General features: G+C 54.3%; 16 protein-coding genes. 6 read left to right on the top strand and 10 right to left on the bottom strand.

The features are described 5' to 3' along the window. Complete coding sequence (thrB, locus tag EL294_RS02765; protein ID WP_126465027.1) at window positions 1-861, bottom strand: homoserine kinase; 861 nt, start codon at window positions 859-861, stop codon at window positions 1-3. Then, window positions 854-2,290: a threonine synthase gene (thrC, locus tag EL294_RS02760; RefSeq protein ID WP_126465025.1), complete on the bottom strand. Its 1,437-nt coding sequence runs from the start codon at window positions 2,288-2,290 to the stop codon at window positions 854-856. Before thrC ends, thrB begins: the two co-directional genes overlap by 8 nt. Before the next feature lie 179 nt (window positions 2,291-2,469). Here thrC and EL294_RS08145 point away from each other — a divergent pair, with 179 nt between their 5' ends. After that, window positions 2,470-3,318 carry a sulfide/dihydroorotate dehydrogenase-like FAD/NAD-binding protein gene (locus tag EL294_RS08145; protein WP_307383153.1) on the top strand — a complete coding sequence of 283 codons (849 nt, stop codon included), beginning with the start codon at window positions 2,470-2,472 and terminating at the stop codon, window positions 3,316-3,318. Continuing rightward, window positions 3,315-4,703, top strand: a complete 1,389-nt coding sequence (gene gltA / locus EL294_RS08140) for an NADPH-dependent glutamate synthase (RefSeq protein WP_307383151.1) — start codon at window positions 3,315-3,317, stop codon at window positions 4,701-4,703. The genes EL294_RS08145 and gltA overlap by 4 nt, the downstream gene beginning before the upstream one ends. Window positions 4,704-4,838: 135 nt before the next feature. On the opposite strand, the gene EL294_RS07945 is transcribed toward gltA, so the two are convergent. Next, the gene (locus EL294_RS07945) at window positions 4,839-6,098 is read right to left on the bottom strand and encodes a tetratricopeptide repeat protein (protein WP_197721110.1); all 1,260 of its coding nucleotides are present in this window, start codon (window positions 6,096-6,098) and stop codon (window positions 4,839-4,841) included. A gap of 46 nt (window positions 6,099-6,144) precedes the next feature. On the opposite strand from EL294_RS07945, the gene EL294_RS02745 reads away from it, so the two are divergent. The 3 genes from EL294_RS02745 (at window position 6,145) to EL294_RS02735 (ending at window position 9,770) form a co-directional block, all read left to right on the top strand. After that, on the top strand, window positions 6,145-6,936 hold the full coding sequence (locus tag EL294_RS02745; protein WP_164715190.1) for a zinc dependent phospholipase C family protein: 792 nt from the start codon (window positions 6,145-6,147) through the stop codon (window positions 6,934-6,936). 1 nt (window position 6,937) lies between these two features. Beyond that, window positions 6,938-8,167 carry an MFS transporter gene (locus EL294_RS02740; RefSeq protein ID WP_126465021.1) on the top strand — a complete coding sequence of 410 codons (1,230 nt, stop codon included), beginning with the start codon at window positions 6,938-6,940 and terminating at the stop codon, window positions 8,165-8,167. A 145-nt stretch (window positions 8,168-8,312) separates the two neighbouring features. Next, complete coding sequence (locus EL294_RS02735; RefSeq protein WP_126465019.1) at window positions 8,313-9,770, top strand: hypothetical protein; 1,458 nt, start codon at window positions 8,313-8,315, stop codon at window positions 9,768-9,770. 116 nt (window positions 9,771-9,886) lie between these two features. Here the strand turns inward: EL294_RS02735 and EL294_RS02730 are convergent, their stop codons facing one another. The 7 genes from EL294_RS02730 to EL294_RS02700 all read right to left on the bottom strand — a co-directional run bounded on the left by EL294_RS02730 (window position 9,887) and on the right by EL294_RS02700 (window position 20,085). Then, on the bottom strand, window positions 9,887-10,840 hold the full coding sequence (locus EL294_RS02730) for an L-lactate dehydrogenase (RefSeq protein WP_126465017.1): 954 nt from the start codon (window positions 10,838-10,840) through the stop codon (window positions 9,887-9,889). Window positions 10,841-11,122: 282 nt separating this feature from the next. Then, on the bottom strand, window positions 11,123-13,180 hold the full coding sequence (gene fusA, locus EL294_RS02725) for an elongation factor G (RefSeq protein WP_126465015.1): 2,058 nt from the start codon (window positions 13,178-13,180) through the stop codon (window positions 11,123-11,125). A gap of 231 nt (window positions 13,181-13,411) precedes the next feature. After that, window positions 13,412-14,398 carry a 1-aminocyclopropane-1-carboxylate deaminase/D-cysteine desulfhydrase gene (locus tag EL294_RS02720; protein WP_126465013.1) on the bottom strand — a complete coding sequence of 329 codons (987 nt, stop codon included), beginning with the start codon at window positions 14,396-14,398 and terminating at the stop codon, window positions 13,412-13,414. 9 nt (window positions 14,399-14,407) lie between these two features. Further along, on the bottom strand, window positions 14,408-15,013 hold the full coding sequence (locus tag EL294_RS02715) for a histidine phosphatase family protein (protein WP_164715189.1): 606 nt from the start codon (window positions 15,011-15,013) through the stop codon (window positions 14,408-14,410). Further along, a complete protein-coding gene (ileS, locus tag EL294_RS02710; RefSeq protein ID WP_126465010.1) occupies window positions 15,010-18,105 on the bottom strand; it encodes an isoleucine--tRNA ligase in 3,096 nt (1,031 codons plus the stop codon). The genes EL294_RS02715 and ileS overlap by 4 nt, the downstream gene beginning before the upstream one ends. 210 nt (window positions 18,106-18,315) lie before the next feature. Then, window positions 18,316-18,747, bottom strand: a complete 432-nt coding sequence (locus tag EL294_RS02705; RefSeq protein ID WP_126465008.1) for an RrF2 family transcriptional regulator — start codon at window positions 18,745-18,747, stop codon at window positions 18,316-18,318. Window positions 18,748-18,795: 48 nt separating this feature from the next. Continuing rightward, window positions 18,796-20,085 carry an NAD(P)H-dependent oxidoreductase gene (locus tag EL294_RS02700; RefSeq protein WP_232006499.1) on the bottom strand — a complete coding sequence of 430 codons (1,290 nt, stop codon included), beginning with the start codon at window positions 20,083-20,085 and terminating at the stop codon, window positions 18,796-18,798. 141 nt (window positions 20,086-20,226) lie between these two features. Between EL294_RS02700 and EL294_RS02695 the strand changes: the two genes are divergently transcribed. Then, on the top strand, window positions 20,227-23,103 hold the full coding sequence (locus EL294_RS02695) for an insulinase family protein (RefSeq protein ID WP_126465004.1): 2,877 nt from the start codon (window positions 20,227-20,229) through the stop codon (window positions 23,101-23,103). Window positions 23,104-23,124: the final 21 nt, after the last annotated feature.

Here is a 23,124-nt window from a genome sequence, read left to right as displayed (position 1 = left end):
TTAGATCTTCCGAACGACGGCGCCGGCATCGTCCACCGCGAGGGTGCGGATCTCCCAATGCGCATCGAGGGGAGCGGCAATGCGCTCCCATGCGCTTTGAATCGCTTCCGCGTCCTCGGTCGCCGCGGTCAAAAACAGAAGCGTCGGACCGGCACCGCTGATCAGCATTTTCCCTTTTTTCGTCTCTTCGATCGCCGCCATGGCATCATAGCCTTGAATCAGCGGCCCCCGGTAAGGCTGGTGGATGCGATCGCCCGCACCCCGTAGGAGCGCCTCGAAATCTCCGGTCTCCAAGCCGTAGACCAAAAACGCCATATTGCCGATATTATAGACGCAATCGCCATAGGCCAACGCCTCGGGGAGCGCCGCCCGCGCCTTCTCCGTCGACAGATCGAAATCCGGAATGGCGACGATGGGCGTAAAGTCCGACGCCCGCTTCAGTTTGCGGTAAAACACCCCGTCCGGTCCGGGGGCGCTTACGACACAGCCGCCCAACAACGCCGGTGCCACATTGTCCGGATGCCCCTCGAAATCCGACGCCATCTCGAGGATCTCGTCGCGAGAAAAGGGAGAGCCCAAAAGCGCGTTCGCCCCCGCCATACCGCCCACGATGCAGGTGGCGCTGCTTCCCAGCCCCCGCGCCATGGGCACCTCGGCTTCTACCGCATAGACAAAGCCGTCCATCGGCCGCTTGGCCCGTCGAAATACGACCTCGGCGCTACGGTAGATCATCGAATCCCGATCCACTTCGCCGCCGTCCATAGAAAACGTAAAGGTATTGTGTAGATTTAGCGCCATGCCGATCACGTCGAAACCCGGCCCCATATTTGCCGTCGTCGCCGGCACCCTTACCTCAATCATAAAAACCCTCCTGTACGACTGTACGCATTTCCTCTACATCGATCGTATCTTCAAAGCGCAGGGGCAGGTCGAAGACCGCCGCCAAGGGCGCGGGGATCGGGACGCCGCTTAGCGCTTCGATCTTTTCCAGTTGCGCGCGCTCGTCGTCTTCGTCGATGCCCAGAGCTCGCGCTACGGTGTCGGGGAATTTATAGGGACTCGCCGTCGCCATTACCAACACGTGGCGCGCGGCACCGTGCTTTTTCATCCCGTCGTAGGCCACGGCGGTATGGGGATCCATCAAATAACCGTCCCTCTCAAAGACCTCGCGAATTCGCGCCTCCGCCTCCGCATCACCGGACCAGTAGCCGACCAGCTTAGAGCGGCGAATCGCGTCTATGGGTACGCTATATTTCCCCGCCTCTTTCAGGGCGTCGATCCGCTCGCGGATCTTGTAGTCCCTACCGAGTATGCGGTGCAGATACCGCTCTATATTGCTCGCCACCAGAATATCCATCGACGGCGAAGTCGTCTTGTAAAAGGGGCGATTCGCATCGTAAACGCCCGTGCGAATAAAATCGGTAAGTACATTGTTTCGATTGGAGGCGCAGATAAAATCTCCGATGGGCAGAGACATCTCCTTTGCGTACATGGCCGCCAAAATATTGCCGAAGTTTCCCGTGGGCACCGCCACATCCACCTTCTCTCCCATCTCGATCGTGCCGCGGCGCACCAGTTCCAAGTACGAGTAGATATAGTAGACGATCTGCGGCACCAATCGGCCGATATTGATGGAATTCGCCGAGGAAAACGCGATCCCCGCTTCTTCTCCTCGGCGCCGAATTCCTTCGTCGGCGAAGATCTCCTTGACCGTGCGCTGGGCGTCGTCGAAATTGCCCCGCACGGCATAGACGTGTACATTCTTCCCTTGCTGCGTCGCCATCTGCCGCATCTGCATGGGGCTTACCCCGCCCGCCGGATAAAATACGAAAATATCGGTGTTTTCCACGTCTTGAAATCCCGCCAAAGCGGCCTTTCCCGTGTCGCCGCTGGTGGCGGTAAGGATGCGCACCCGGCGCCCCTCTGCCGAGGCGGACATCAAGCGGGGCAGCATCTGAAGGGCGAAGTCCTTAAACGCCGCCGTGGGCCCGTGAAAGAGCTCCGCCACCGTACATTCGCCGAGATCGCAAAACCCCACGACGCCGGGCGTGCGAAAATCGCCATAGGCCGCCTGCGTCCAGAAACTTAGCGCATCGTAATCGAAAGCCGGGAAAAACTGCGCGAGCACCGCCGCGGCGAGCGCCGGGTACGGCGCGTCAAGAAAATCCGCATAGGAAAACTTCGGCAGGGTTTCGGGCACATAGAGCCCGCCGTCGGGCGCGGGACCGCGAAAAATCGCCTCTTTCTCGTCTGCGATTTGGGATCGGTCTCGGGTGGAATAATACTGCATCGCTCTCTCCTCTCGTTCAATGCCTTTCTTAATTTATTAGAAAACAGTTTACGCCACTTGATGGTCGGAATCAAGGGCGAGAATAGGTTTTCATATTTCGATAATATTTTCACTAATCGGTAGAAATTCTTCTCCCTATCTATTATAATGGAGAAAAGGAGAATATATGGGAGGAAAATATGTTTAAGATTCAAGAAAAGAAAGACTTGGCGCCAAATGTGTTTCTGTTGCGCATCGACGCCCCCCGCGTCGCCAAAGCGGCACAACCCGGACAGTTTGTAATCGTTATCGCAGACAAGACGGCCGAGAGAGTTCCCCTCACCATCGCCAACTTCGACCGCAAAGAAGGCTGGGTCGACCTCGTCGTGCAGGCCACCGGTCCCTCCACGAAAAAGCTCGCTTCCAAGGAAGTCGGCGATCATCTGAAGGACTTCGTCGGCCCGTTAGGCGTTCCCTCGGAATTTATCCATATCGACGATGAAGAGCTCAAGACGAAAAAGTACTTATTTGTCGGCGGCGGCATCGGCGCCGCCCCGGTGTATCCCCAAGTTCGCTATTTCTCCGAACGCGGCATCCGTTGCGATGTCATTATCGGCTTTAAGAACAAAGACGCGGTCATCTACGAAGAAGAATTCAAAGATCTGGACTGCAATCTCTATGTGTGTACCGACGACGGCAGCTACGGCTTTAAGGGCATGGTCACCGAAAAGATCGACGAATTGATCGCCGAAGGCAACGAATACGACGTATGCGTCGCCATCGGACCGATGATTATGATGAAGTTCGTCTGCCTCACCACGAAGAAATACGATCTGCACACCATCGTATCTTTGAACCCGATCATGGTCGACGGCACCGGCATGTGCGGCGCCTGCCGAATTATGATCGACGGCGAGACGAAATTTGCCTGCGTACACGGCCCGGAATTCGACGGCCACAAGGTAGACTTCGATTTGGCGATGAAGCGGCAAAGACAATATATCGACGTGGAAAAGACGAAAGGCCAACAAGTTTGGAGGAATGCATGATGGATCGCTTTAAGAGAGTTCCCGTACGGGAACAGGAACCCGACAAGAGAAACAAAAACTTTGAAGAGGTTTGCTACGGATACAACGAAGAAGAGGCGATGACCGAGGCAAAACGCTGCCTGAACTGTAAAAATCCCCAATGTCGCACCGGATGCCCGGTTTCCATTGACATTCCCGCCTTTATCCACGAAATCTCCGAAGGCAATCACGAACAGGCCGCCAGGGAATTATCCAAGTACACCGCCCTCCCCGGCGTATGCGGACGGGTATGTCCTCAGGAAAGCCAATGCGAAATGCACTGCGTATTGAAAAACAAAGGCGATGCGATCAGTATCGGCAAATTGGAACGCTTTGCCGCCGACTACGCCCGTGAAAATAATATTCAGACCATGGAAGTCGAAGCTCCCAACGACCACAAAGTCGCCGTGGTCGGCGCGGGCCCCGCGGGCATTACCGTCGCCGGCGAACTCGTGAAAAAAGGCTACGACGTCACCGTATTTGAATCTCTGCAAAACGCCGGCGGCGTATTGGTCTACGGCATTCCCCAATTCCGTCTGCCCGACAAGGTCGTCGACAGCGAAGTCCAAAAACTGAAGGACCTCGGGGTCAAATTCGAAACCAACACCATCGTCGGCCGCACCATGTCCGTAGACGGCATTCGCCTCGAAGGCTACGATGCGATCTTCTTGGGAACCGGCGCCGGACTCCCTCGCTTTATGAATATCCCCGGTGAAAACTACAACGGCGTATTCTCCGCCAACGAGTTCCTCACCCGTACCAATCTGATGCACGCCTACGAAGCCGGCTACGACACCCCGATTATCGCCGGCCGAAAGACCGCCATCATCGGCGGCGGCAATGTCGCCATGGACGCGGCCCGCGTCGCCAAGCGATTGGGCGCAGACGTCACCGTCGTCTACCGAAGAACGCAGGAAGAACTCCCCGCTCGTCTGGAAGAAGTGCACCACGCCATGGAAGAGGGCATCGAATTCCGCTTCCTCGCCAGCCCCGTAGAAATCCACGCCGACGAAGACGGCTGGGTCAAGAGCATGACGGTGCGTCCCATGGAATTGGGAGAACCCGACGAATCCGGCAGAAGACGCCCCATCCCTCTCGAAGGACAGGACTACGAATTGGAAGTCGACACCGTCATCATGGCGCTGGGTACCAACCCCAACCCCTTGATCACCTCGACCAACCCCGATATCGAAACCAATAAACGCGAAGGCATTATCGTCGACGAATTGGGACAAAGTTCCGTCGATGATATTTTCGCCGGCGGCGACGCCGTCACCGGTGCGGCGACGGTTATCCTCGCCATGGGCGCGGGCAAACAAGCCGCAGAAGGCATCGACAAATACATCAAAGAAAAATTCGGTGAATAATCACAGGACGGCAAAAGGCAGGTCAAAATTGACCTGCCTTTTCTTATATCCTGATCTCGATTTTACAAACTTATGATCTAATATATACGATCGCATGCGCCATATTCTATAAAGGAAGACGGCGGATGTGCATATCTATACGTTCTCGGAATCGCATTCGCCGCCGCAGCAGTCGCCCTTTTTCGAATCCTCGCTGTGGCGACAACCGTGATGTCCTTCCCCATGATGATGGCCTTCCCCGTGGCGGCACGCATGATGCCCTTTCCCGTGGTGATGGCCTTCCCCGTGGCGGCACGCATGATGGTGCCCTTCGTCGTGATGGCCACAGGAGCCGCCGTCCGCATCGCCTGCAAAGATAGAGGGGGCTTGCTCCATCTTGTGCATCAGTTCGTGAATATGTTCGTGGATCGCATCGTCTCCGAGGATGGTTTCCAGATCGATCCAGATATCGGCGGCGAGTTCATAATTTTCGTCGGATTCCGCGCGCTCGGCGAGCTTTTTGAGGATCTCCGCACGCCCCTCCGATAGGGTGCCGGTAATCCCATTCGCCTGCAGATAGTCGGCAAATTCGTCTTCCGACGCCGGCTCTACCTCCGGATATTTTTGGCGCAGGAGGATGAGATTGCCCTCCGCCTCGCTATTTTCTTCGTCGTAATCCAGCGCGATCATCGAACAGGCGAGGGCCAAATTCGCGCGGCCCTCTTTATAGAGGAAATAGCCTTCGTTGGCAAAACATTCGGCGAAGTCGGCGGCGCGGTAGGCGTTTTGAAATGCCTTTCGATTCATCGCCTTCGCTTCGTCCTCTCGGCCGGTCATGCGATACAGCTTCGAAAGCGTCAGCCTATTGGTGACCGATGCGGGATTGACCGCCAGCGCGTCGTTCAAATAGCGCTCCGCCCGGTCAAAGGCCTTCAGCTCCAGCGCCAAACCGCCCCGCACGCTCAAATAGATTTCGATCTCGGGGCCCGCGATAGGCACGCTCTCGTCCGTATGCGCCACGCGGTATAACACTTCTTCGACCAAAGATTGAAAGGAACGCAGCGGCTCGTCGTCTTCCAATGCCGCCAGCGCGACGGCAATCACCGGCGATTCTTCGGCGATGGTTTCTGCAATCGCGTCGGCCGCAGCAAAATCTTCTTGTAAAATCTTTTCAAAGACGCCTTCCAACAGGATGTAAAAGCGGCCGAGATCCCCTTCGGATGCCGCTACGCTTCGAAACTCCTCTTCTCCGGCGTCCCTTTCTCGTATGCGACGCTTGCCGTATTCCAGTAGGGCTTCGGCGCGCTCGGTCTCCCCGGCGGCGTGGAGTCGCTCCACTTCGTCGGATATGCGGTTCAGATCCTCCGCATAGTCCCCGGAGAGGCTCTCTATAAAATCGATTGTTTTTTTGTCCATGTGTACCTCCTATACCCAGTATAGCAAAAGCACGAAAGGAGATGTTATGGCAAGTCATATCGCCCATTATTTTTTCGGAAAGCGTATCCTTACCCTATTGCCGGATGCCGCGCAAGCGGTCGCCCAAAAGTACGAAGCGCATTTTTTAATCGGCAATCAGGGACCCGATATTTTTTTCTTTGCCTTACCCTATCGGGCGGACAATCTCGGGAGCCGCATTCACGCCGAGAGCCTGTCAAAACTGCTGCGGCAAAATCGCGGTTGGATCCGCTATTCCGATCGCAACAATCCTACCTGGGCCTATCTTTTGGGCCTGCTCTGCCATTTTTCTTTGGACATCTCCCTGCACCCCTTTATCGATCGCATCGAAGACAGAGTCGCCCTGGACCATATGACCATGGAGCGGGAGCACGACCGCGCGGTGCTCGAAGAAGAAGGCATCGATCCGCTTCGGTTCGTTAGCCGCGACATTCTTCCCCATCCGGATAAGGTGGCGGATGCCATCGTGCCGGTCTACGGCCGCTACGAAGGCGGCGACATCCACGCCGTACGCAGTGCCCTGTTTTCCTTTCGCCTCGTGGAGATGCTCTTTCACGTCTCCTCCCCCGGCGCGTACGATCGAAAGATGCGACTACTGCGCCTGTTGGGCATGCAAAAATCCTTCGGCGGCAAGTTGATGCACGACAAAGGATTTTTCGAATCCCGCTATATCACCACCCCCGCCTTAATGACACGCATGCGCCTCGCCTATCCCGTCGCCGTCGAGGCGATCGAGGCGCTGTATGAAGGCGAGGACGCCTATCCGCCGTTTTTTGATCTGAATTTCAGTGGAGTGTGACATGAAAAACTTTACCGTTTCCGAACGCAATTGGATGCTCTACGACGTCGGCAATTCCGCCTTCGTCCTCTTGGTGACGACCATTCTCCCCATCTACTTTCGAAGCCTTACCGATCGGGCGGGCATCTCCGCCACCGACTACTTCAGCTACTGGGGGCTGGGAATGACGATCTCGACCGTATTGATCGCCTTGGCGGGCCCCTTTCTGGGTCGCATCGCCGACGGAAAGATCGGCAGGCGCAGGAGCTTTTTGGTCTCCGTCGCCTTTGCGGTCACGGTTTCATTGCTATTTCCGTTTTTCCCCGATTGGCGCAGTTTTCTGATCGCCTTTATATTGGCGAAGGCGGGCTATAACGCCTCTTTGATCTTTTATGATTCGATGCTCGTCGACGTGACGAGCCCCGAAAATATGGACCGCGTCTCCGCCACGGGCTTTGCATGGGGCTATATCGGAAGCTGCATTCCCTTTGTCCTCTCGTTGGCGGTGATATTGCTTTTTCCCAAGATGGGCCTCGATACCGGAGTCGCCATGGGAATCGTCTTTTTTATCAACGGGCTTTGGTGGCTCCTCTTTACGCTGCCGGTCCTAAAGACCTATCGGCAAACCCACTTTTCGACAGAGGCCGCCTCGTTTTCCGATATGGCGAAGACCCTGAAACACATTCGCAGGGACAAGGCGCTCTATCTGTTTTTATTGAGCTTTTTCTTCTACATCGACGGGGTCTATACCATTATCAATATGGCCACCGCCTACGGCGAATCGCTGGGGCTCGATTCCTCGGGTCTTTTGCTCGCGCTTTTGGTGACCCAAATCGTCGCCTTCCCCGCCTCTTTGCTCTTTGCGCGGCTCTCCAAAAAATACCCCGCGTACCGGCTGATCGCCCTCTGTATCGTCTGCTACGCGGGCATCGCCCTATTTGCCGTACAGCTCGACAGCTTGGCGGAATTTTGGTTCCTCGCCGTCGCCGTCGGCCTCTTTCAGGGCGGGATCCAGTCCTTGAGCCGCTCTCACTTTGTCCGCCTGATCCCCCCGGAACGAAGCGGCGAATACTTCGGCATCTTCGACATCTTCGGCAAGGGCGCATCGATCATCGGCACGCTTATGATCTCGACGCTCACGACCTTGTTGGGCAGCCAATCCCGGGCGATCTTTTCGCTGGTGATAATGTTTTTGATCGGACTCTTTTTATTCCTCGCCTCCGTTCGCGAAATGCGTAAAACCGATCAGTAGACGACCCCGCCAAAACCCCAAGCGAGTGGACATCGGTTCGCTCGTTTTTTTGATCTCCGAATGCGAGGAGGTCCTGACGCCGCGCCGAATGTACTATATAATACCCATACACCCATTTGACAGAAATTCCAAAGGAGAATACATAGTGATTCGAAGCTATTCCGAACTATTAAAGCGTTTCATCGATTTTACAGATACCAAACTGATCGTCCTCGCCAATGCCCTGCGCTACGACACCTCGTATATCAGCAAATGGTGTTCCGGCACTAAATTGCCCACGGCAAAGGCGATCCACGAGATCAACGACACCCTCGGTGCGATCTTTGCCGAAGCCATTATAGAAGAGGACGCGCTCCCCTTTTTCTACCATACCTTCCATATCGACCGCCGGGGTCTTCAAGATCTTACCGAAGACCAGCTCGCAAAAAAGATCACACAAATTCTAAACGACGCCTACTACGAAGCGGCGCCGGAGCCCTTTGTCGAAGTGGGCGGCAACGAGCTCGCCTTTCACGCGGGAACCTACAAAGTGAAAAAACAGATTGCGGAAATCTTAAAGGACTTGATAATCCTGGGCGATGCGGAACCGCTCTATATTTGGACGAATTTTGACGTGTTTTCGCCGCAGATGAAGTTTATCCTGGACATTATCAAAGAGTACCAGCTGAACGATCGTCAGATTACCGTAGCGGCGGGCTACACATTCGACGAGACGGCAAATTCCCTACAACTTTATCGACTGATGAGCGCATACAGCAATCTTTCGATTGAGCTCTACGATACGAGTCCCCTCAGCGGCTTTAAATTTATCGTGATTGAAGACAAGTTCTTTTCCAACTTTACCATCGACAACGAAGGAAACTTTGAGACCGTCACCTATAGCTTCGATCTGGATCTCGTGCGGGAATTTTCGGATTTTATCACGGCCAAGGTACCCAATCCCGACTATGCGCTCAAGACCATCGACTCGGAAGAGGTGGCGAGCAGCAATTTCCGCACAAACTTCTACACCGGAAGCCAGTTCAAATTCTTAAACGGCTACGGATTCGAGTTCCTCCTGCCGCCCGAAGTCGTCTCCGACATCGTCGAGAGCAATCAAAACGGGGACGGCACCTCGGCGGAAATCCAAGAGATCAAGAAATTGGAAGTGATCTGGGAAGAGCTCTTTATCAACGCGGAGATCGATTTTTTTATGCCCCGTTCCTCCCTCTTCGAATATATGGAACACGGCTATATCATGCACTGCGGCATTCACTACCGGCTGCGCCCCGAACAGCGATCCCGCCACTATGCCCATATCATCGAATGTATGCGCAACAACCCCAAGATTCAATTTTATCTGATCGACGATTTCGCCACGAGGAATCTAAAGAACTACAAGGAATTTAACTTCCACTACAACGGAACGCAGTGTTTCTTAAAAAATAGCAAATTGGCGAAGACCGCAGAGATCTCCGTCGTGACCGATCCCCGATTGATGGATCTCTTTGAAAGCCTTCTCGGAGAATTAGAAGCCAACAATGCCTATATCGCCTACGACGCGGACAGTTTGGAATCTTTGCTGACCAAATACGAGAAGATCTTTAACCCTTCGAGGGACTAGAAATTCCGTCGATCGAATTTTCTTCGCAAAAAAATCGTGCCGGCGAGAACCGAATCTCGCCGGCACAATTTTTTATGTCGCATAAGGGGTGTGGACAATGCCCGATGTGTTTCTCGTTATGCCAAGGCGCCATGGGCGGCGATGACGTCCTGGAGCGCGCTCGCGGAGTGGTTGAACTTTTCGCGTTCTTCGCCCTTCAGTTCGATATTTAAGGTCTGTACGACGCCCTCTCTCCCCACAATGGCGGGCAAACTCAGATAAGCATTGCTGATGCCGTTGTTGTCCTCTAAGAAGGTAGAGACCGGTAGAATGCAGTGTTCGTCTTTGAGGATCGCCTTTACAATCCGCGTTACGGACATGGCGATGGCATACGAAGTGTTGCCCTTGCGCTGAATGACCTCATAGGCGGCATTGCGCACGTCGTTTTCGATGTCTTCTCGAAGGGCGGGGGTGAACTCGATCCCTTTTTGTTCGGCAAAGGTCTCGATCGGAATGCCTTGAATCGTCATCAGATCCCAGGATACAAAAGAGGTGTCTCCGTGTTCTCCCAGCACATAGGCCTGTACGTCGTGGGGGCTGACATCCAAGCGGCGCGCCACTTCGTATTTTAAGCGGGAGCTGTCGAGAACCGTACCGGAGCCGATGATTCGCTCCTTCGGAAAGTGCGACAATTTGAGCGACAAAAGCGACTGAATGTCTACCGGGTTCGATACGACCAAGAGGATCGCATCGGGACTATACGCGGTGACTTGCGGAATAATGGATTCAAAAATCTTAATATTTCTTCCCACCAAATTGATCCGCGATTCTCCGGGCTTTTGGGCGGCGCCCGCCGTAATCACGACGATATCGGAGTTTGCGGTCTTGGCATAATCCCCCGCCGTAATGGTCATGGGATTGATAAAACTGGCCCCGTGATTGAGGTCCATGGTCTCGCCTTCGGACAATTCTTCGTTCAAATCGACGACGACGAGTTCGTTGGCGAGGCCTGCCATGGTCAAAGAGAAAGCGGTGGAGGCACCCACGGCGCCTGCCCCGATGACGGAAATCTTTACATGTTCTTTCGACATATTCCAATCCTTTCATAAATATTTATACCATATGCTTGAGCTTAGAAAAAATATATCATAGCCACTTTGTTTCCGTCTATGAAATGCGTTGGGCACTTGTTGACCGCGTTTTCCCGAATTTGTAGGGTTGCCGTTTTTCAGGCATCTCGTTGCCCGTTGTTGACCGATTTGACCAAAAATGCAATCCATTGGCGAAGCCGAAGAGCCATTGCATAGACCCCGACGAGGAGCAAACAAAAAACGCACCGACCGCGCGGTCCGTGCGTTTTCTCTATATTGGGTTTATTCTTTGTTCGCGTTCTCGATAATTTCCTGCGCCAGTTGGGCGGGCACTTCTTCATAGCGCTCGAACTCCATGGTGAAAGCGCCGCGACCCTGGGTCATCGCCCGCAGATCGATGGCGTATTCAAACATTTCCGCCTGGGGCGCCTCGGCGATAATCAGCTGGCCGCCGCCCTTTTGCTGGTCCATACCCAGAATGCGACCTCTGCGTTTGTTCATGTCTCCCATGACATCGCCCATATAGTCGTCGGGTACGGTGACTTCTACCCGCATAATGGGCTCGAGCAGCACGGGGTTCGCCTCGGGGATCCCCTTCTTAAAGGCGAGGGACGCCGCCATCTTAAAGCTCATTTCGTTGGAGTCCACATCGTGGTAGCTGCCGTCATAGAGCACGGCCTTGACGCCGACCACGGGATAGCCCGCGAGGACGCCCTTTTCCATGGCATCGGCAAGGCCTTTTTCTACGGCGGGGAAGTAGTTTTTGGGGACGCTGCCGCCGAAGACTTCTTCGTCGAATACGAAGTCCTCGTCCGTGGGCTCAAAGCGAATCCACACATCGCCGTACTGGCCGGCGCCGCCGGATTGTTTTTTATGCTTCCCTTGTACCGAGGCGGTGCTTCGGATCGTCTCGCGATAGGGAATGATAAAGGGCACTTTGTTGACCGCCACCCCGAAGGTATTTTTAAGCTTTTCGAGGATCACGTCCAGGTGGACATTGCCCTGTCCGCCCACGGTAAGTTGTTTGGTCTCGGGATTTCTGACGATGACGATGCCCGGATCTTCCTCTTGGAGTCTGCGGAGCGACGTCGAGAGCTTTTCTTCGTCGTTTTTCGACGCCGCTTCGATGGCGTAGAAATATACCGGTTGCGGCATCTTTACCTTTTTGTAGATAACCGGATGCGCCTTATCCGCCAAGGTATCGCCGGTCTTGGTATGGGTCAATTTCGCGACGGCGCCGATGTCTCCGGCGTGAATCTCGTCTACGGGGAGTTGCTCCTTACCGCGAATCGCAAAGACCCCGGCGTTTTTCTCTTCGACGCCTTGGGAGGCATTATAGAGTCCCATATCCTTTTTGAATACGCCGCTCAGCACCTTAAAGATCGAGATTTTTCCCACATAAGGGTCGGTAATCGTCTTAAATACCACCGCCGAGAAGGGATCCGCATCGCCGATTTCGCGCTCTTCGCCGGATTCGTAGCGGAAGCCCGTATGGGCGCGCTCGTCGTCGGGTGCGGGCATATAGTTGACGATGGTGTTCAAGAGAATGTCGATCCCGATTCCCTTTTCGGCACTGCCGACCAATAGCGGCACGGCGTCCCCTTCCAAAAGCGCCGTCGTTACGCCGCGCAGCAGGTCGTCGCGGGTGAATTTATCGCCGCTGAAATACTTTTCCATCAGGACCTCGTCGGACTCGGCGACGACCTCCGCAATCTCTTCGTACATCCGCTCGGTCGCCTTGATCTGGTCGTGGTTGAGTTCGACTTCCGCCGGCGCCGCATCGGTATAACGGAATCCCTTTTGGAAGATAACGTCGGTAACGCCGACGAACTCTTCGCCCTCTCCGATGGGCACGGAGAAGGGAATGACCTTTTTGCCGAAAAGGCTCTCGATCTGTTCCATCAAGGCGCGGAAATTTACGTTCTCGCCGTCGATTTTATTGACGAAGATAATCCGCGGCAATCCGATCTCTTCGGTGTATTTCCACATCCGTTCCGTTCCCACCTGCACCCCGGCGGTGGCATCGATAATCATCAGTGCCGCTTCGGCGGCGCGCAGTGCGCCGATGGATTCGCTGATAAAATCCATATAGCCGGGCGTATCGATGATGTTCAGCTTCATCTTCCGCCATTCGATAGGAATAATGCTCGTACCGATGGACGTCCCTCTCTCCATCTCCTCTTTGGAGAAGTCGGAGACGGTATTTTTTTCGTCCACGTGGCCGATCTTTTTGGTCGCTCCCGATTGGAAGAGCATGGCCTCGGTTAAATTCGTTTTCCCGGAACCGCTGTGGCCTACGAGGGCCAAGTTACGGACCTGACTGGTGTTATAGACTTTCATGTGTAATTCCTCCTATCGTGCGGTTTCCCTTGCGGAAACGTTTTTATGTGTACGATTATACCATAAACGCGCATTTTTTTCAGTCTATTGATAACAATTTCACCATTCGAACCGATGATCTCACATGCCGTTTATGCCGCGCAGTGTATTTAAAAAATTTACGGATCGCTTTCGGGAAAAGGTTCGCCACTGCAACTAAAAAAAGACGAGCCCTCGCTCGTCTTTTCAAAATCAATAGGGATTGTCGCCCAGCATTTGGTCGATCTTGGATCGGGTCCAGCCGAAGGCGCCCCCGGAATGGATAAAGAGCACGTTCTTTTTGTCCTTCCAGTTGCCGCTCAACAGCTCGGAAATCGTGCCGTACATCGCCTTTCCCGTATAGACCGGATCGAGGATGATCCCGGTTTGGGAGACGAAGTCGCGGATAAACTCCAATTCTTCGGGCCGGCTGATGCCGTAGCCGATGCCCTGGTAGCCGTCTATGACGTGGGGATCTTCGACGACGACGTCGGTTGCGGCGATCTCGTTCATTTCGGCGAGAATCGGCGGCAACATGACTTCTTTGATGTTCTTTGCCGGGGCAAAGATGCTGATGCCGATAATATCTTTCTTCGTTTTTCGCAGGGCATCGGCATATAAAAGGCCCGCCAACATCCCCGCGGATCCGGTGGTGGAGATCACGGTGTCGAACTCGATCCCCATCTCTTTTTCCTGGGCGAGGATCTCGTCGAAGCAGTCCACATAGCCGAAGCTCCCCAGGCCGTTGGCGCCGCCCATGGGGATGATCATGACCGTTTTCCCCTCGGCCTCCAGCTCCGCCTTCCAATCTTCCATCAGTTCGTCCCGGCGGTTGTTGTAGTCTTCTCCGCTGATAAAGCGCAGTTTCGCCCCGGCGAGGATGTCCAAAAACACATTCCCCTCCGGCGGCACATCTTCCCTTCCGCCCAAAAGCAGATGGCAGTCGAAGCCCATTCGCGCACAGGCCATCGCCGTGGCGCGGCAATGGTTGCTCTGGGCGGCGCCGGTGGTGATGATGTCGGTAATGCCGTCGTCCAACGCTTTTTGCAATATATATTCCAACTTACGGATCTTATTTCCGGTTACGGATATACCGGTCATATCGTCTCGTTTTACGAAGAGATTGGCGGGTAAATCCGCATCCATCAACTGTACTTGCTCGATGCGCGTCGGCGTATTCGCCAAAGTCAATTTTTTCATGGGATCACCTCAATATGATACTCCGTCTTTTTTGTCGGCGGTTTGCAGCACTTCCCATCGCTTCTCGTCGTAGCGCGCCACAGAGAGTCCGGCGCTTTCGGGGATGGGCCGGTGCCAAAAGTTTTCGATCGAAACGCCTTCCATGCAGTTGAGCATCGCCCGAATGCTGACGCCGTGTGCCACGACGAGGATCGGGCCCGTCTCTTCGGTCTCGATGTGCCGAAGAAAGGATTCGATCTTTCGGTACAGATCGTGAAAGTTTTCCGTCCCCGAAAAACCGAAAGCCTCCGGCGATTCGAAGTAGATCTTGCACATCGGGTCGTCTTGGATCTCTGAAAAGAGCTTCCCCTCCCAGGGACCCAGCGGGAGTTCCCGTAGCGCTTCTACCTCTATTATGGGAAATTTTCTGTCGTTACGCAAGATCTCGGCGGTCTTTTTTGCCCGCCCCAGGTCGGAACAGTAACAGGATCGAAACGGCAGATGGGCGAGGGTTTTCGCCATTTTTTCGATTTCCTCTATCCCCGCCTCGGTTAAGGGCGAGTCCTGTCGGCCCTGGATGCGATCTTCCCGATTCCACTCCGTCTGGCCGTGGCGGAGAATATACAGCTCGATCACTCCGCTTTGGTGAGGTCGAATTGAATCATTTCGTCGTTGAGTTCCGTGGCGTCGCAAATGAGTTCGGCTCTGTCCATGGTTTCGGCGAGAGTCTCATCCATAATGTCGTCCTTGACATTTTCCAGCGCCTCCGCCACCTTGTCGGAGCAGTTGTAGCGGATGCGGATGCGGTCGGTGACTTCGTAGTCGTTGGATTTTCTCTGCTTTTGTACCTTGGAGATAAATTCGCGGACATAGCCTTCCGCCACCAAGGACTCGGTGAGTTCCGTATCGAGAATGACGAAGAGATTGTCCTCCATGCTGACGTCAAAGCCCTCTTTCGCGGTGATATCCACCAAGACGTCTTCCAAGAGCACTTCGGTCTCTTCGCCTTCTAAGGTCATGGTGACCGATCCCTTTTCCTTGAGTTCGGCATACAACGCCTTGGCATCCCGTGTAGCGAGTTCTTTTTTGAAGTCGCGGATCTTCGAGCCGAATTTTTTGCCTACGGTCTTAAAGTTGGGCTTCAAATTGTAATGCATATATTCGGAAAGATCTTGTTTGAACACGACGTCTTTGACATTCAGTTCTTCTTTGATCAGTCCGGTGAGGTCGCCGACGAGGTCTTCTAAGTCGCCGTCGATCAAGACCTGCGACAAGGGCTGACGCACCTTGATCTTGGCATTTTCCCGGCCGGCGCGGCCCAAAGTGACCAGGGTGCGCACGATGTCCATCTTTTTCTCGAGCTGCACATCGATGGCCTCCTCGTCCACGGCGGGATAGCGCTCCAAGTGGATGCTCTCGCCGCCGACGAGGGTTTCGTAGAATTCCTCGGCGACAAAGGGGGCGATGGGAGAGATCATCTTGCAGACGCCCAAGAGGACGTCGTAAGTGGTCTTAAAGACGGCATTTCTCGAGGGACTGTCCGCCTCGTCCCAGAAACGCCTTCTGTTTCTGCGGATATACCAGTTGGACAGGTCTTCTGCGACGAAATCTTGGATTTCCCGCACGACTTTGGTGATCTCGTGGGCTTCCATATTTTCGATTACATTTTGCAGGAGGCTGTTGTACTTGGAGAGAACCCAGCGGTCGATCTCTTCGTATTCGACTTCCATCTCTTCTCGAGGGTCTACGCCGTTTAAGTTGGCATAGAGGGTAAAGAAATTGTGCAGATTGCGCAGAGAGCGGAAGAACTTGCCCTTTACCTCGCGCAGGCCGTCTTCGTCGAATTTCGTCGGCGTCCACGGCGGAGAGACATACATCAGGTACCAGCGCACGGCATCGGCGCCGTATTCCTTAAAGAGCGCTTCGGGAGAGACGGTATTGCCCCGGCTCTTGCTCATCTTTTTGCCCTCTTTGTCGAGGATCAGGTCGTTGACCAAGACGCTCTTGTAGGGAGATTGTCCGGTCATATAGGTCGAGATGGCGAGCAGCGAATAGAACCAGCCGCGCGTCTGGTCGATCCCCTCGTTGATAAATGCCGCCGGGAACAATTCGTCGAAATCGTCGGCGTGTTCAAAGGGGTAATGCCATTGGGCAAAGGGCATGGAGCCGGAATCGAACCAGCAGTCGATGACGTCTTTTTCCCGCACCATTTCGCCGCCACAGTCGCATTGCAGATGCACGTCGTCCACATACGGGCGGTGCAGTTCGATGTTTTCGTCGATGTCTTCGATGGCGCGCTCCGCCAATTCCTTGCGGCTGCCCACCGAATCGATCTTGCCACAGTCCGGACAGCGCCATACGGGAAAGGGCGTGCCCCAATAGCGAGAGCGGGAGATCGCCCAGTCGTTTAGGTTTTCGAGCCAATTGCCGAATCGCTTTTCGCCGACGAAATCCGGATACCAGTCGACGCCGGCGTTGTTTTCGACCAATTTTTCTTTGTATTTGGTCACCGCGATATACCAAGACGGATGGGCGTAGTAGATCAGCGGCGTCTTGCATCTCCAGCAGTGGGGATAGTTGTGGACGATGGTCTCTTTGGAGAAGACCTTGTCTTCTTTTTTCAAAAAGTCGATGATCTCTTCGTTGACGTCGTGTACAAAGCGGCCCTTCCACAGGGTCTCGGTAAAGTTCCCCTCTTCGTCCACGGGCCGTACGAATCCTAAGCCATAGCGGTGGCCGGTCTGGTAGTCGTCTTCCCCGAAAGCCGGCGCGGTATGCACGATCCCGGTTCCGTTGTCGGTGGTGACATAGTCCGCACAGACCACCATAAAGGCCTTGCCTTCAATGGAGACCTGATCGATCAACTGCTCGTATTCCCGGTACTCCAATGCGCTTCCCGGCATCGTCTCGAGAATCTCGTATTCGTCTTTGAGCACATCGTCGATCCGCGCCGAAGCGAGATAATACACATTGCCGTCGGCGTATCGTACCTTGGCGTATTCCACGTCGGGATGCACCGCAAGCGCCACGTTCGAAGGGACGGTCCACGGGGTCGTGGTCCAGGCCAAATAATAGGCGTCTTCGTCCTTCGCCTTGAACTTGACGGTAATCGTCGGCGTCTTGTCTTCTTGGTAGCCCTGCGCCACTTCGTGGGAAGCGAGGCCCGTGCCGCAGCGGGGACAATAGGGCAGAATCTTATGGCCTTCGTAGATCAAACCGTCCTGAAACATCTTATTGAGGATGTACCAGACCGATTCGATATAGTCGTTGTTCAGGGTGATATAGGCTTCGTCGAGGTCGATCAAATAACCCATGCGCGCGGTCATCTTGCGCCACAGATCTTCGTATTCGAAGACGGATTCGCGGCATTTTTGGTTGAATTTTTCGATGCCGTATTTCTCGATATCCTGCTTATTCTTTAGGCCCAGCTTCTTTTCCACTTCGATTTCCACCGGCAGCCCGTGGGTATCCCACCCCGCTTTGCGCTTTACCTTATAGCCCTGCATCGTCTTATAGCGACAGGTCAAATCCTTTAAGGTTCTGGAAATTACGTGGTGAATGCCCGGCTTGCCGTTTGCCGTCGGCGGGCCTTCGTAAAAGATAAAGTCTTCGCTGTCTTCTCGGGCCTCGACCGAACGCTTTAACAGGTCGATCTCTTGCCAGTAGTCCACGATTCGACGTTCCCGTACATCGGCGGGATCGGTCGATAAGGTCTGAAACTTTGCCATAATACACTCCTTTGTTGTTTTTAATTTATAAAAACGTCCCTTCGTCAAAAGACGAAGGGACGCAATTATACGCGGTACCACCCTACTTATAGGTTACTATCACTCGATACCTTAACGCGGTAAGACGGCCCGGAGGCTCTGAAGAAGGTGATGCGATCAAATCTATGACGGCGCTTTTCAGCCACTGCGCCTCTCTGTGGACAGGGAGATTCAATCTTCGGCTTCTACGGTTTCGATAAAATTTGTAATTGGCACGTTTTGAAATTGCTGAATGACTTCTTCCTGTATGCCGTAAAGGGTGCGATGGAACTTGCAACCCTGAATGGCCTTGCCTTCGTAGCGATTGCACTGCGGATCGTCGGCGTGCAAACATCGATTGAGTTCGATGGGGCCGTCTACGGCGAGGATGATGTCGTAGAGGGTAATGGATGCGGCGGGCTTGTTTAAGATATAGCCGCCGTTTGCGCCCCTCTTGGAACGGGTCAGACCCGCCAAGTTCAGCTTTCTTAAGATACGCAGGGTAAACCGTTCGGGTACGTCCATAGCGCGGGCGATCTTGGGAGCGCCGATTACTTTGCCCTCGTTGCTTGCCAAATGGGCGATAATTCGAAATGCATAGTCTATTTCCTGCGTCAGTCTCACTTTGGCCCTCCTTCTACTCCGGTTGAGTATCAATTATAACACTTTTGTTTAGTTCGGTAAAGAATAGAAATCCTCGTGCTCGCACCGAAACATCTCGACGAGCTTCGTTTCCTCGTCTAAGACGACGTCTGCAAAGGTCAACAGATGCCCCGCGGCGATATCCCGCTTGGCGACGGCGCCTTCTGTGATCAATCCCACGGGCACAAGCCCCTCGCCGTAACAATGCGCCGCCTCGGTGATCTTGCCGTAGACCGCATCGGAGCCGATGCCGCCGAGGGTCTCTCCCTTTTTTATGGCGCGCTTGGCGATGGCGACCGTATGGGCGATATAGCCTTTTGTCGGCGCGATGGTCGGCTCCTGATACAACACCGCCTTGGCGATGGTCATGGGCGTCTCGATATTGGTGAGGTGGTAGGGCCGGTAGAGGATATAGCTGGGGCCCTCTCCCATCGAAAGATAGGGCATCTCCCGGCGAATCACTTCGTCGTCGGTCTTTACGGCGACGAACACCCCGGGGGCAATGCCGTGGACGAATTCCACCACGCCCTTTTTCGAAAAGCGGCCGCCGTCTTCTTTTTGCCGCGCCTCGCGCTTTAGCCCGTGGATATCCGCTTCGATGCCGTGGCAGCCGAAGACGTCGGGCACCAGACCCGTGGCATTGGATACGGCATTGAGCTCGATCATGGTGTTGGTGCCGTCGACAAAAGAGGTGAGCATACGCGGGCTGATCCCCTTTTTCGCCGCCTCCTCCGCCAACTCCTCGGGCGTGGCGTCGGTGCGGAGGGGATTGTTCTTTCCCTTGCCGGCGCAGACGATATCGAATCCGAGGAAGTCGGCAAATTCATAGAGTTCCATTATCGAACCCGGCTCGTCCCCGGCGGTGCCGGTGTAGCAGAGTCCCTTTTCCCGGGCCTTCTTCAAAAAGTAGGGTCCGAGCAGAACGTCGCATTCCACATTCAAAGAGACGATATGCTTTCCGTTCTCCAGGCCGTATTCGTTGATTTCCGCCCCCGCCTCGGTATTGCCTGTGCAGTCGACGATCACGTCCACCGCCGCCCACTCCCAGGCAAGTCGGTTTTCGGTGGTAAGGGCGATTTCGCCCCGGCTGCGGGCGGCCTTCGCCGCATCGATCGTCTTGGCGTCTACAAATGCATCGTAGGCGAGCCCGAGGTCCTCGAGTTTTTGCTGCAGTCCGTCGGCGTTTCTCGACGCCCACAGCACGGGCTCCATGCCCTTTATCTTTAACAATTGGGCGACCAGGCCCGTTCCCATCAGTCCCGCCCCGACGACGGCGACGCGAATCGGTCCCTGTTGCTCCAAATCATCTTTGATTTTCATAGTTTCCTCCATTCATTCTCTAGAATTATAGCACAGTTTCAGGCCGCGCAAAAAAGATGGGAACGCATTTGCCGTTCCTTGCCCGGAATTTGATATTCCCTTACCCTTTCGGGTATATACCATCAGAATAGGAGTGAATCTATGAACGAAAACTATATCGAAATCGACAAGCGGGAGATTCCCGAACTACACGGGGAAGTCTCCCTTTTAGAGCACAAAAAAACGGGAGCACGCCTCCTCTTAATCGACAATAAAAACCACAACAAGACATTTTCGATCGGCTTTCGCACGCCGCCGGAGGACTCGACCGGCGTCGCCCATATCGTGGAACATTCCACCCTGTCGGGCTCGCGCAAATACAAGACCAAGGAACCCTTTATGGATATGGTCGGCTCCAGTCTGCAGACCTTCTTAAACGCCATGACCTATCCGGATAAGACGATCTATCCCATCAGCTCCCGAAACGACAAGGACTTTCGGCAACTGATGGACCTCTATTTGGATGCGGTCTTTTATCCCTCGATGAAAGAAAACAAAAATATATTCTACCAAGAGGGCTGGCACGCTGAGATCCAAGACGACCGGCTGATTAAAAACGGCGTGGTCTATAACGAAATGAAGGGCGTCTACTCCGACCCGTCCAATCAGGTATCGGACATCGTACGGGAACGCCTCCACCCCGCCGGCACCTATTCTCACGATTCCGGCGGCAATCCCGAACATATCCCCGAACTGCGCTATGAAGATTTCCTCGCCTTCCACGAGCGCTTTTACCACCCGTCCAATAGTTATATCCTCCTCGCCGGCGATATGGACTTTGCGGAGCGGTTGGACTATTTGGACCGCGAATATCTTTCGCAGTTTAACCGCCGCGATCCCGCCTCCGAAATCGTGGGCCACGACTTTTATTCCGAACCGCAGGAATTTTTCGACACCTACGACCTGGAAGAAGGCGAAGACGGCCACGGAAAATCGTATTTCGCCATGGCCTATACGGCAAAGGAAAATCCCGATGCCGAAGACCTACTGTTGCGCAGCTTCTTTCAGGAGCTCTTGGTGGAATCGGAAAACGGCATACTCAAGAGAAAGCTTCGCGAGGCGGAAATCGGCGAAGACATCTATACCGAGCTTTCCGCGGGCAATACTTGGGACTTTACGATCGTCGCCTACCACGCGGAAAAAGAGCAGTACGAACGCTTTAAAGAGATCGTGACAAATACCCTCGAAGATCTCGCCGAAAACGGCTTCGACGAGGACATACTGCGGGCAACCCTCGCCAAATTCGAATTTTCGGTTCGTCGCGGCGGCGGCGCCCATGCGGATCTGTTGAGCTATATCGGCGCGCTGAATACCTGGCTCTACGACAAAAATCCCTTGGACGGAATCGAACTGCTGCCGAAACTCAATGCCCTTCGTCTGAAAATCGGAAGCGATTATTTCTCCGAAAAAATTCGCGAATACTTCTTAAACGCCCCGCAACAGATCGCCATGCGGATCGATCCCGAAGCGGGCAAGCAAAAGCGCCTCGATGCCGCCCAAAGAGAAAGAGAACGCGAAGCGCTCAGCGTCCTTCCCGAAGCGGAAAAAGAGCGGATTCGCGCCGAAGCCGAAGCGCTCATTCTCTACCAACAGACGCCCGATTCCCCCGAGGATAAGGCGAGCATCCCCAAACTCGAACCCGAGGACGTGGAGCCGAATATCACCCCCATCCCCCGCAAAGCGATCGAAGTCGCCGGCGTATCGGGAACGGAAAATGCCTTAGAGACCAATGGCATCGTCTATACCAATCTCGCCTTCGATATGCGGCATCTCGACGAAGAAGAACTCTATTACGCGTCGATCCTAAGCGATCTCTTGTCAAAAGTGGAGACCGAAGCCTACGATCCCGCCGCCCTCGATACCGAAATCTATCTCTCCGGCGGCGGCATCACCTTCGAGACCCCGGTAGAAAAAAGTGACGACGGCTATACGCCCTATTTCTTTATCTCCACCGGCGCCCTGCCCCGGCAGCTGACGCGCTGCTACGACGTGCTCCACGAGATTATGACGCGCTCCCGCTTCGACGATGCGGCGCGCATTCGCACCATCTTGGAGTCGGTAAAGGCGGACATCGCCACATCGCTTCTCCAATCGGGACATCAAATCGTCTCCGCCCGGGTGCGCGCCCATTTTCACGAGGCCGCCTATGTGGACGATCTCTTAAACGGGCTCAATCTCTATTTCTTCCTCGCCGATCTCCTAAAGAAAGGCGACTTTAAAGCCTTGACACAAAAACTCAAAGGGGTATATGAAAAACTCTTTACGACCAGCCGCCTAAAGATCAATTTGATCGCCGAGGAAAAGGACCTGGATGCCGCAAAGACGGCACTCGCCCCCTTCCTCGAAAAATTCCCGAAGATCCGCTACGATAATGTGGCGCTCGCCTTTTCCGTTCGCCGCGAAAACGAAGCCTTTCTCGCCAGCTCCCAAGTCAATTATGTGGCAAAGGGCGGCGACATTCACGCGGCGGGTTTCGACTACGACGGCCGGCTCGCGGTGCTTTCCAATGTGCTGAGTAACCGCTTTTTGCACAACGAAATCCGCGCCAAAGGCGGTGCCTACGGCGCCGGCGTGCGCATCACCCGCGCGGGCGAAGTCGCCTGCTATTCCTACCGCGACCCCCGCGTGCCCGAGACCATCGCGGTCTACGACAAAATGGCGGAATTTCTCGCGACCCTCGAGATGAAAAAGCGCGATCTCGACGATATGATCATCGGCACTATGAACGCCTTCGATCCCCATCTTTCGCCTCCCGCCTACGGCGTGTTGGACTTTAAGCGCTATCTGAACGGCACCACCGCCGAAGAGATTCAGAAGCGAAAAGAAGAGGCCCTCGCCACGACCGTACAAGATTTAAAAAGCTACGGTCCCATGATACAAAAGGTTATGGCGCAAAACCACGTCGTCGCCATGGGAAATTCCGATGTACTGAAACAAAATACCGATCTGTTCGATCGATTCGAATCCATTAAGCGATAGCGCGAAACAAAAACGCCCCGA

Origin of the sequence: Aedoeadaptatus ivorii (genome assembly GCF_900638585.1) — a bacterium.
Taxonomy (GTDB): Bacteria; Bacillota; Clostridia; order Tissierellales; family Peptoniphilaceae; genus Aedoeadaptatus; species Aedoeadaptatus ivorii.
Note: the sequence above shows the minus strand (reverse complement) of the source record. Positions and strands in the feature narration are given on the sequence as shown.

Bases quoted from the DNA above. Each gene is read 5' to 3' on its own strand.
- thrB (WP_126465027.1), bottom strand. From the start codon at position 861: ATGATTGAGGTAAGGGTGCCGGCGACGACGGCAAATATGGGGCCGGGT.
- thrC (WP_126465025.1), bottom strand. From the start codon at position 2,290: ATGCAGTATTATTCCACCCGAGACCGATCCCAAATCGCAGACGAGAAA.
- EL294_RS08145 (WP_307383153.1), top strand. From the start codon at position 2,470: ATGTTTAAGATTCAAGAAAAGAAAGACTTGGCGCCAAATGTGTTTCTG.
- gltA (WP_307383151.1), top strand. From the start codon at position 3,315: ATGATGGATCGCTTTAAGAGAGTTCCCGTACGGGAACAGGAACCCGAC.
- EL294_RS07945 (WP_197721110.1), bottom strand. From the start codon at position 6,098: ATGGACAAAAAAACAATCGATTTTATAGAGAGCCTCTCCGGGGACTAT.
- EL294_RS02745 (WP_164715190.1), top strand. From the start codon at position 6,145: ATGGCAAGTCATATCGCCCATTATTTTTTCGGAAAGCGTATCCTTACC.
- EL294_RS02740 (WP_126465021.1), top strand. From the start codon at position 6,938: ATGAAAAACTTTACCGTTTCCGAACGCAATTGGATGCTCTACGACGTC.
- EL294_RS02730 (WP_126465017.1), bottom strand. From the start codon at position 10,840: ATGTCGAAAGAACATGTAAAGATTTCCGTCATCGGGGCAGGCGCCGTG.
- fusA (WP_126465015.1), bottom strand. From the start codon at position 13,180: ATGAAAGTCTATAACACCAGTCAGGTCCGTAACTTGGCCCTCGTAGGC.
- EL294_RS02720 (WP_126465013.1), bottom strand. From the start codon at position 14,398: ATGAAAAAATTGACTTTGGCGAATACGCCGACGCGCATCGAGCAAGTA.
- ileS (WP_126465010.1), bottom strand. From the start codon at position 18,105: ATGGCAAAGTTTCAGACCTTATCGACCGATCCCGCCGATGTACGGGAA.
- EL294_RS02700 (WP_232006499.1), bottom strand. From the start codon at position 20,085: ATGAAAATCAAAGATGATTTGGAGCAACAGGGACCGATTCGCGTCGCC.
- EL294_RS02695 (WP_126465004.1), top strand. From the start codon at position 20,227: ATGAACGAAAACTATATCGAAATCGACAAGCGGGAGATTCCCGAACTA.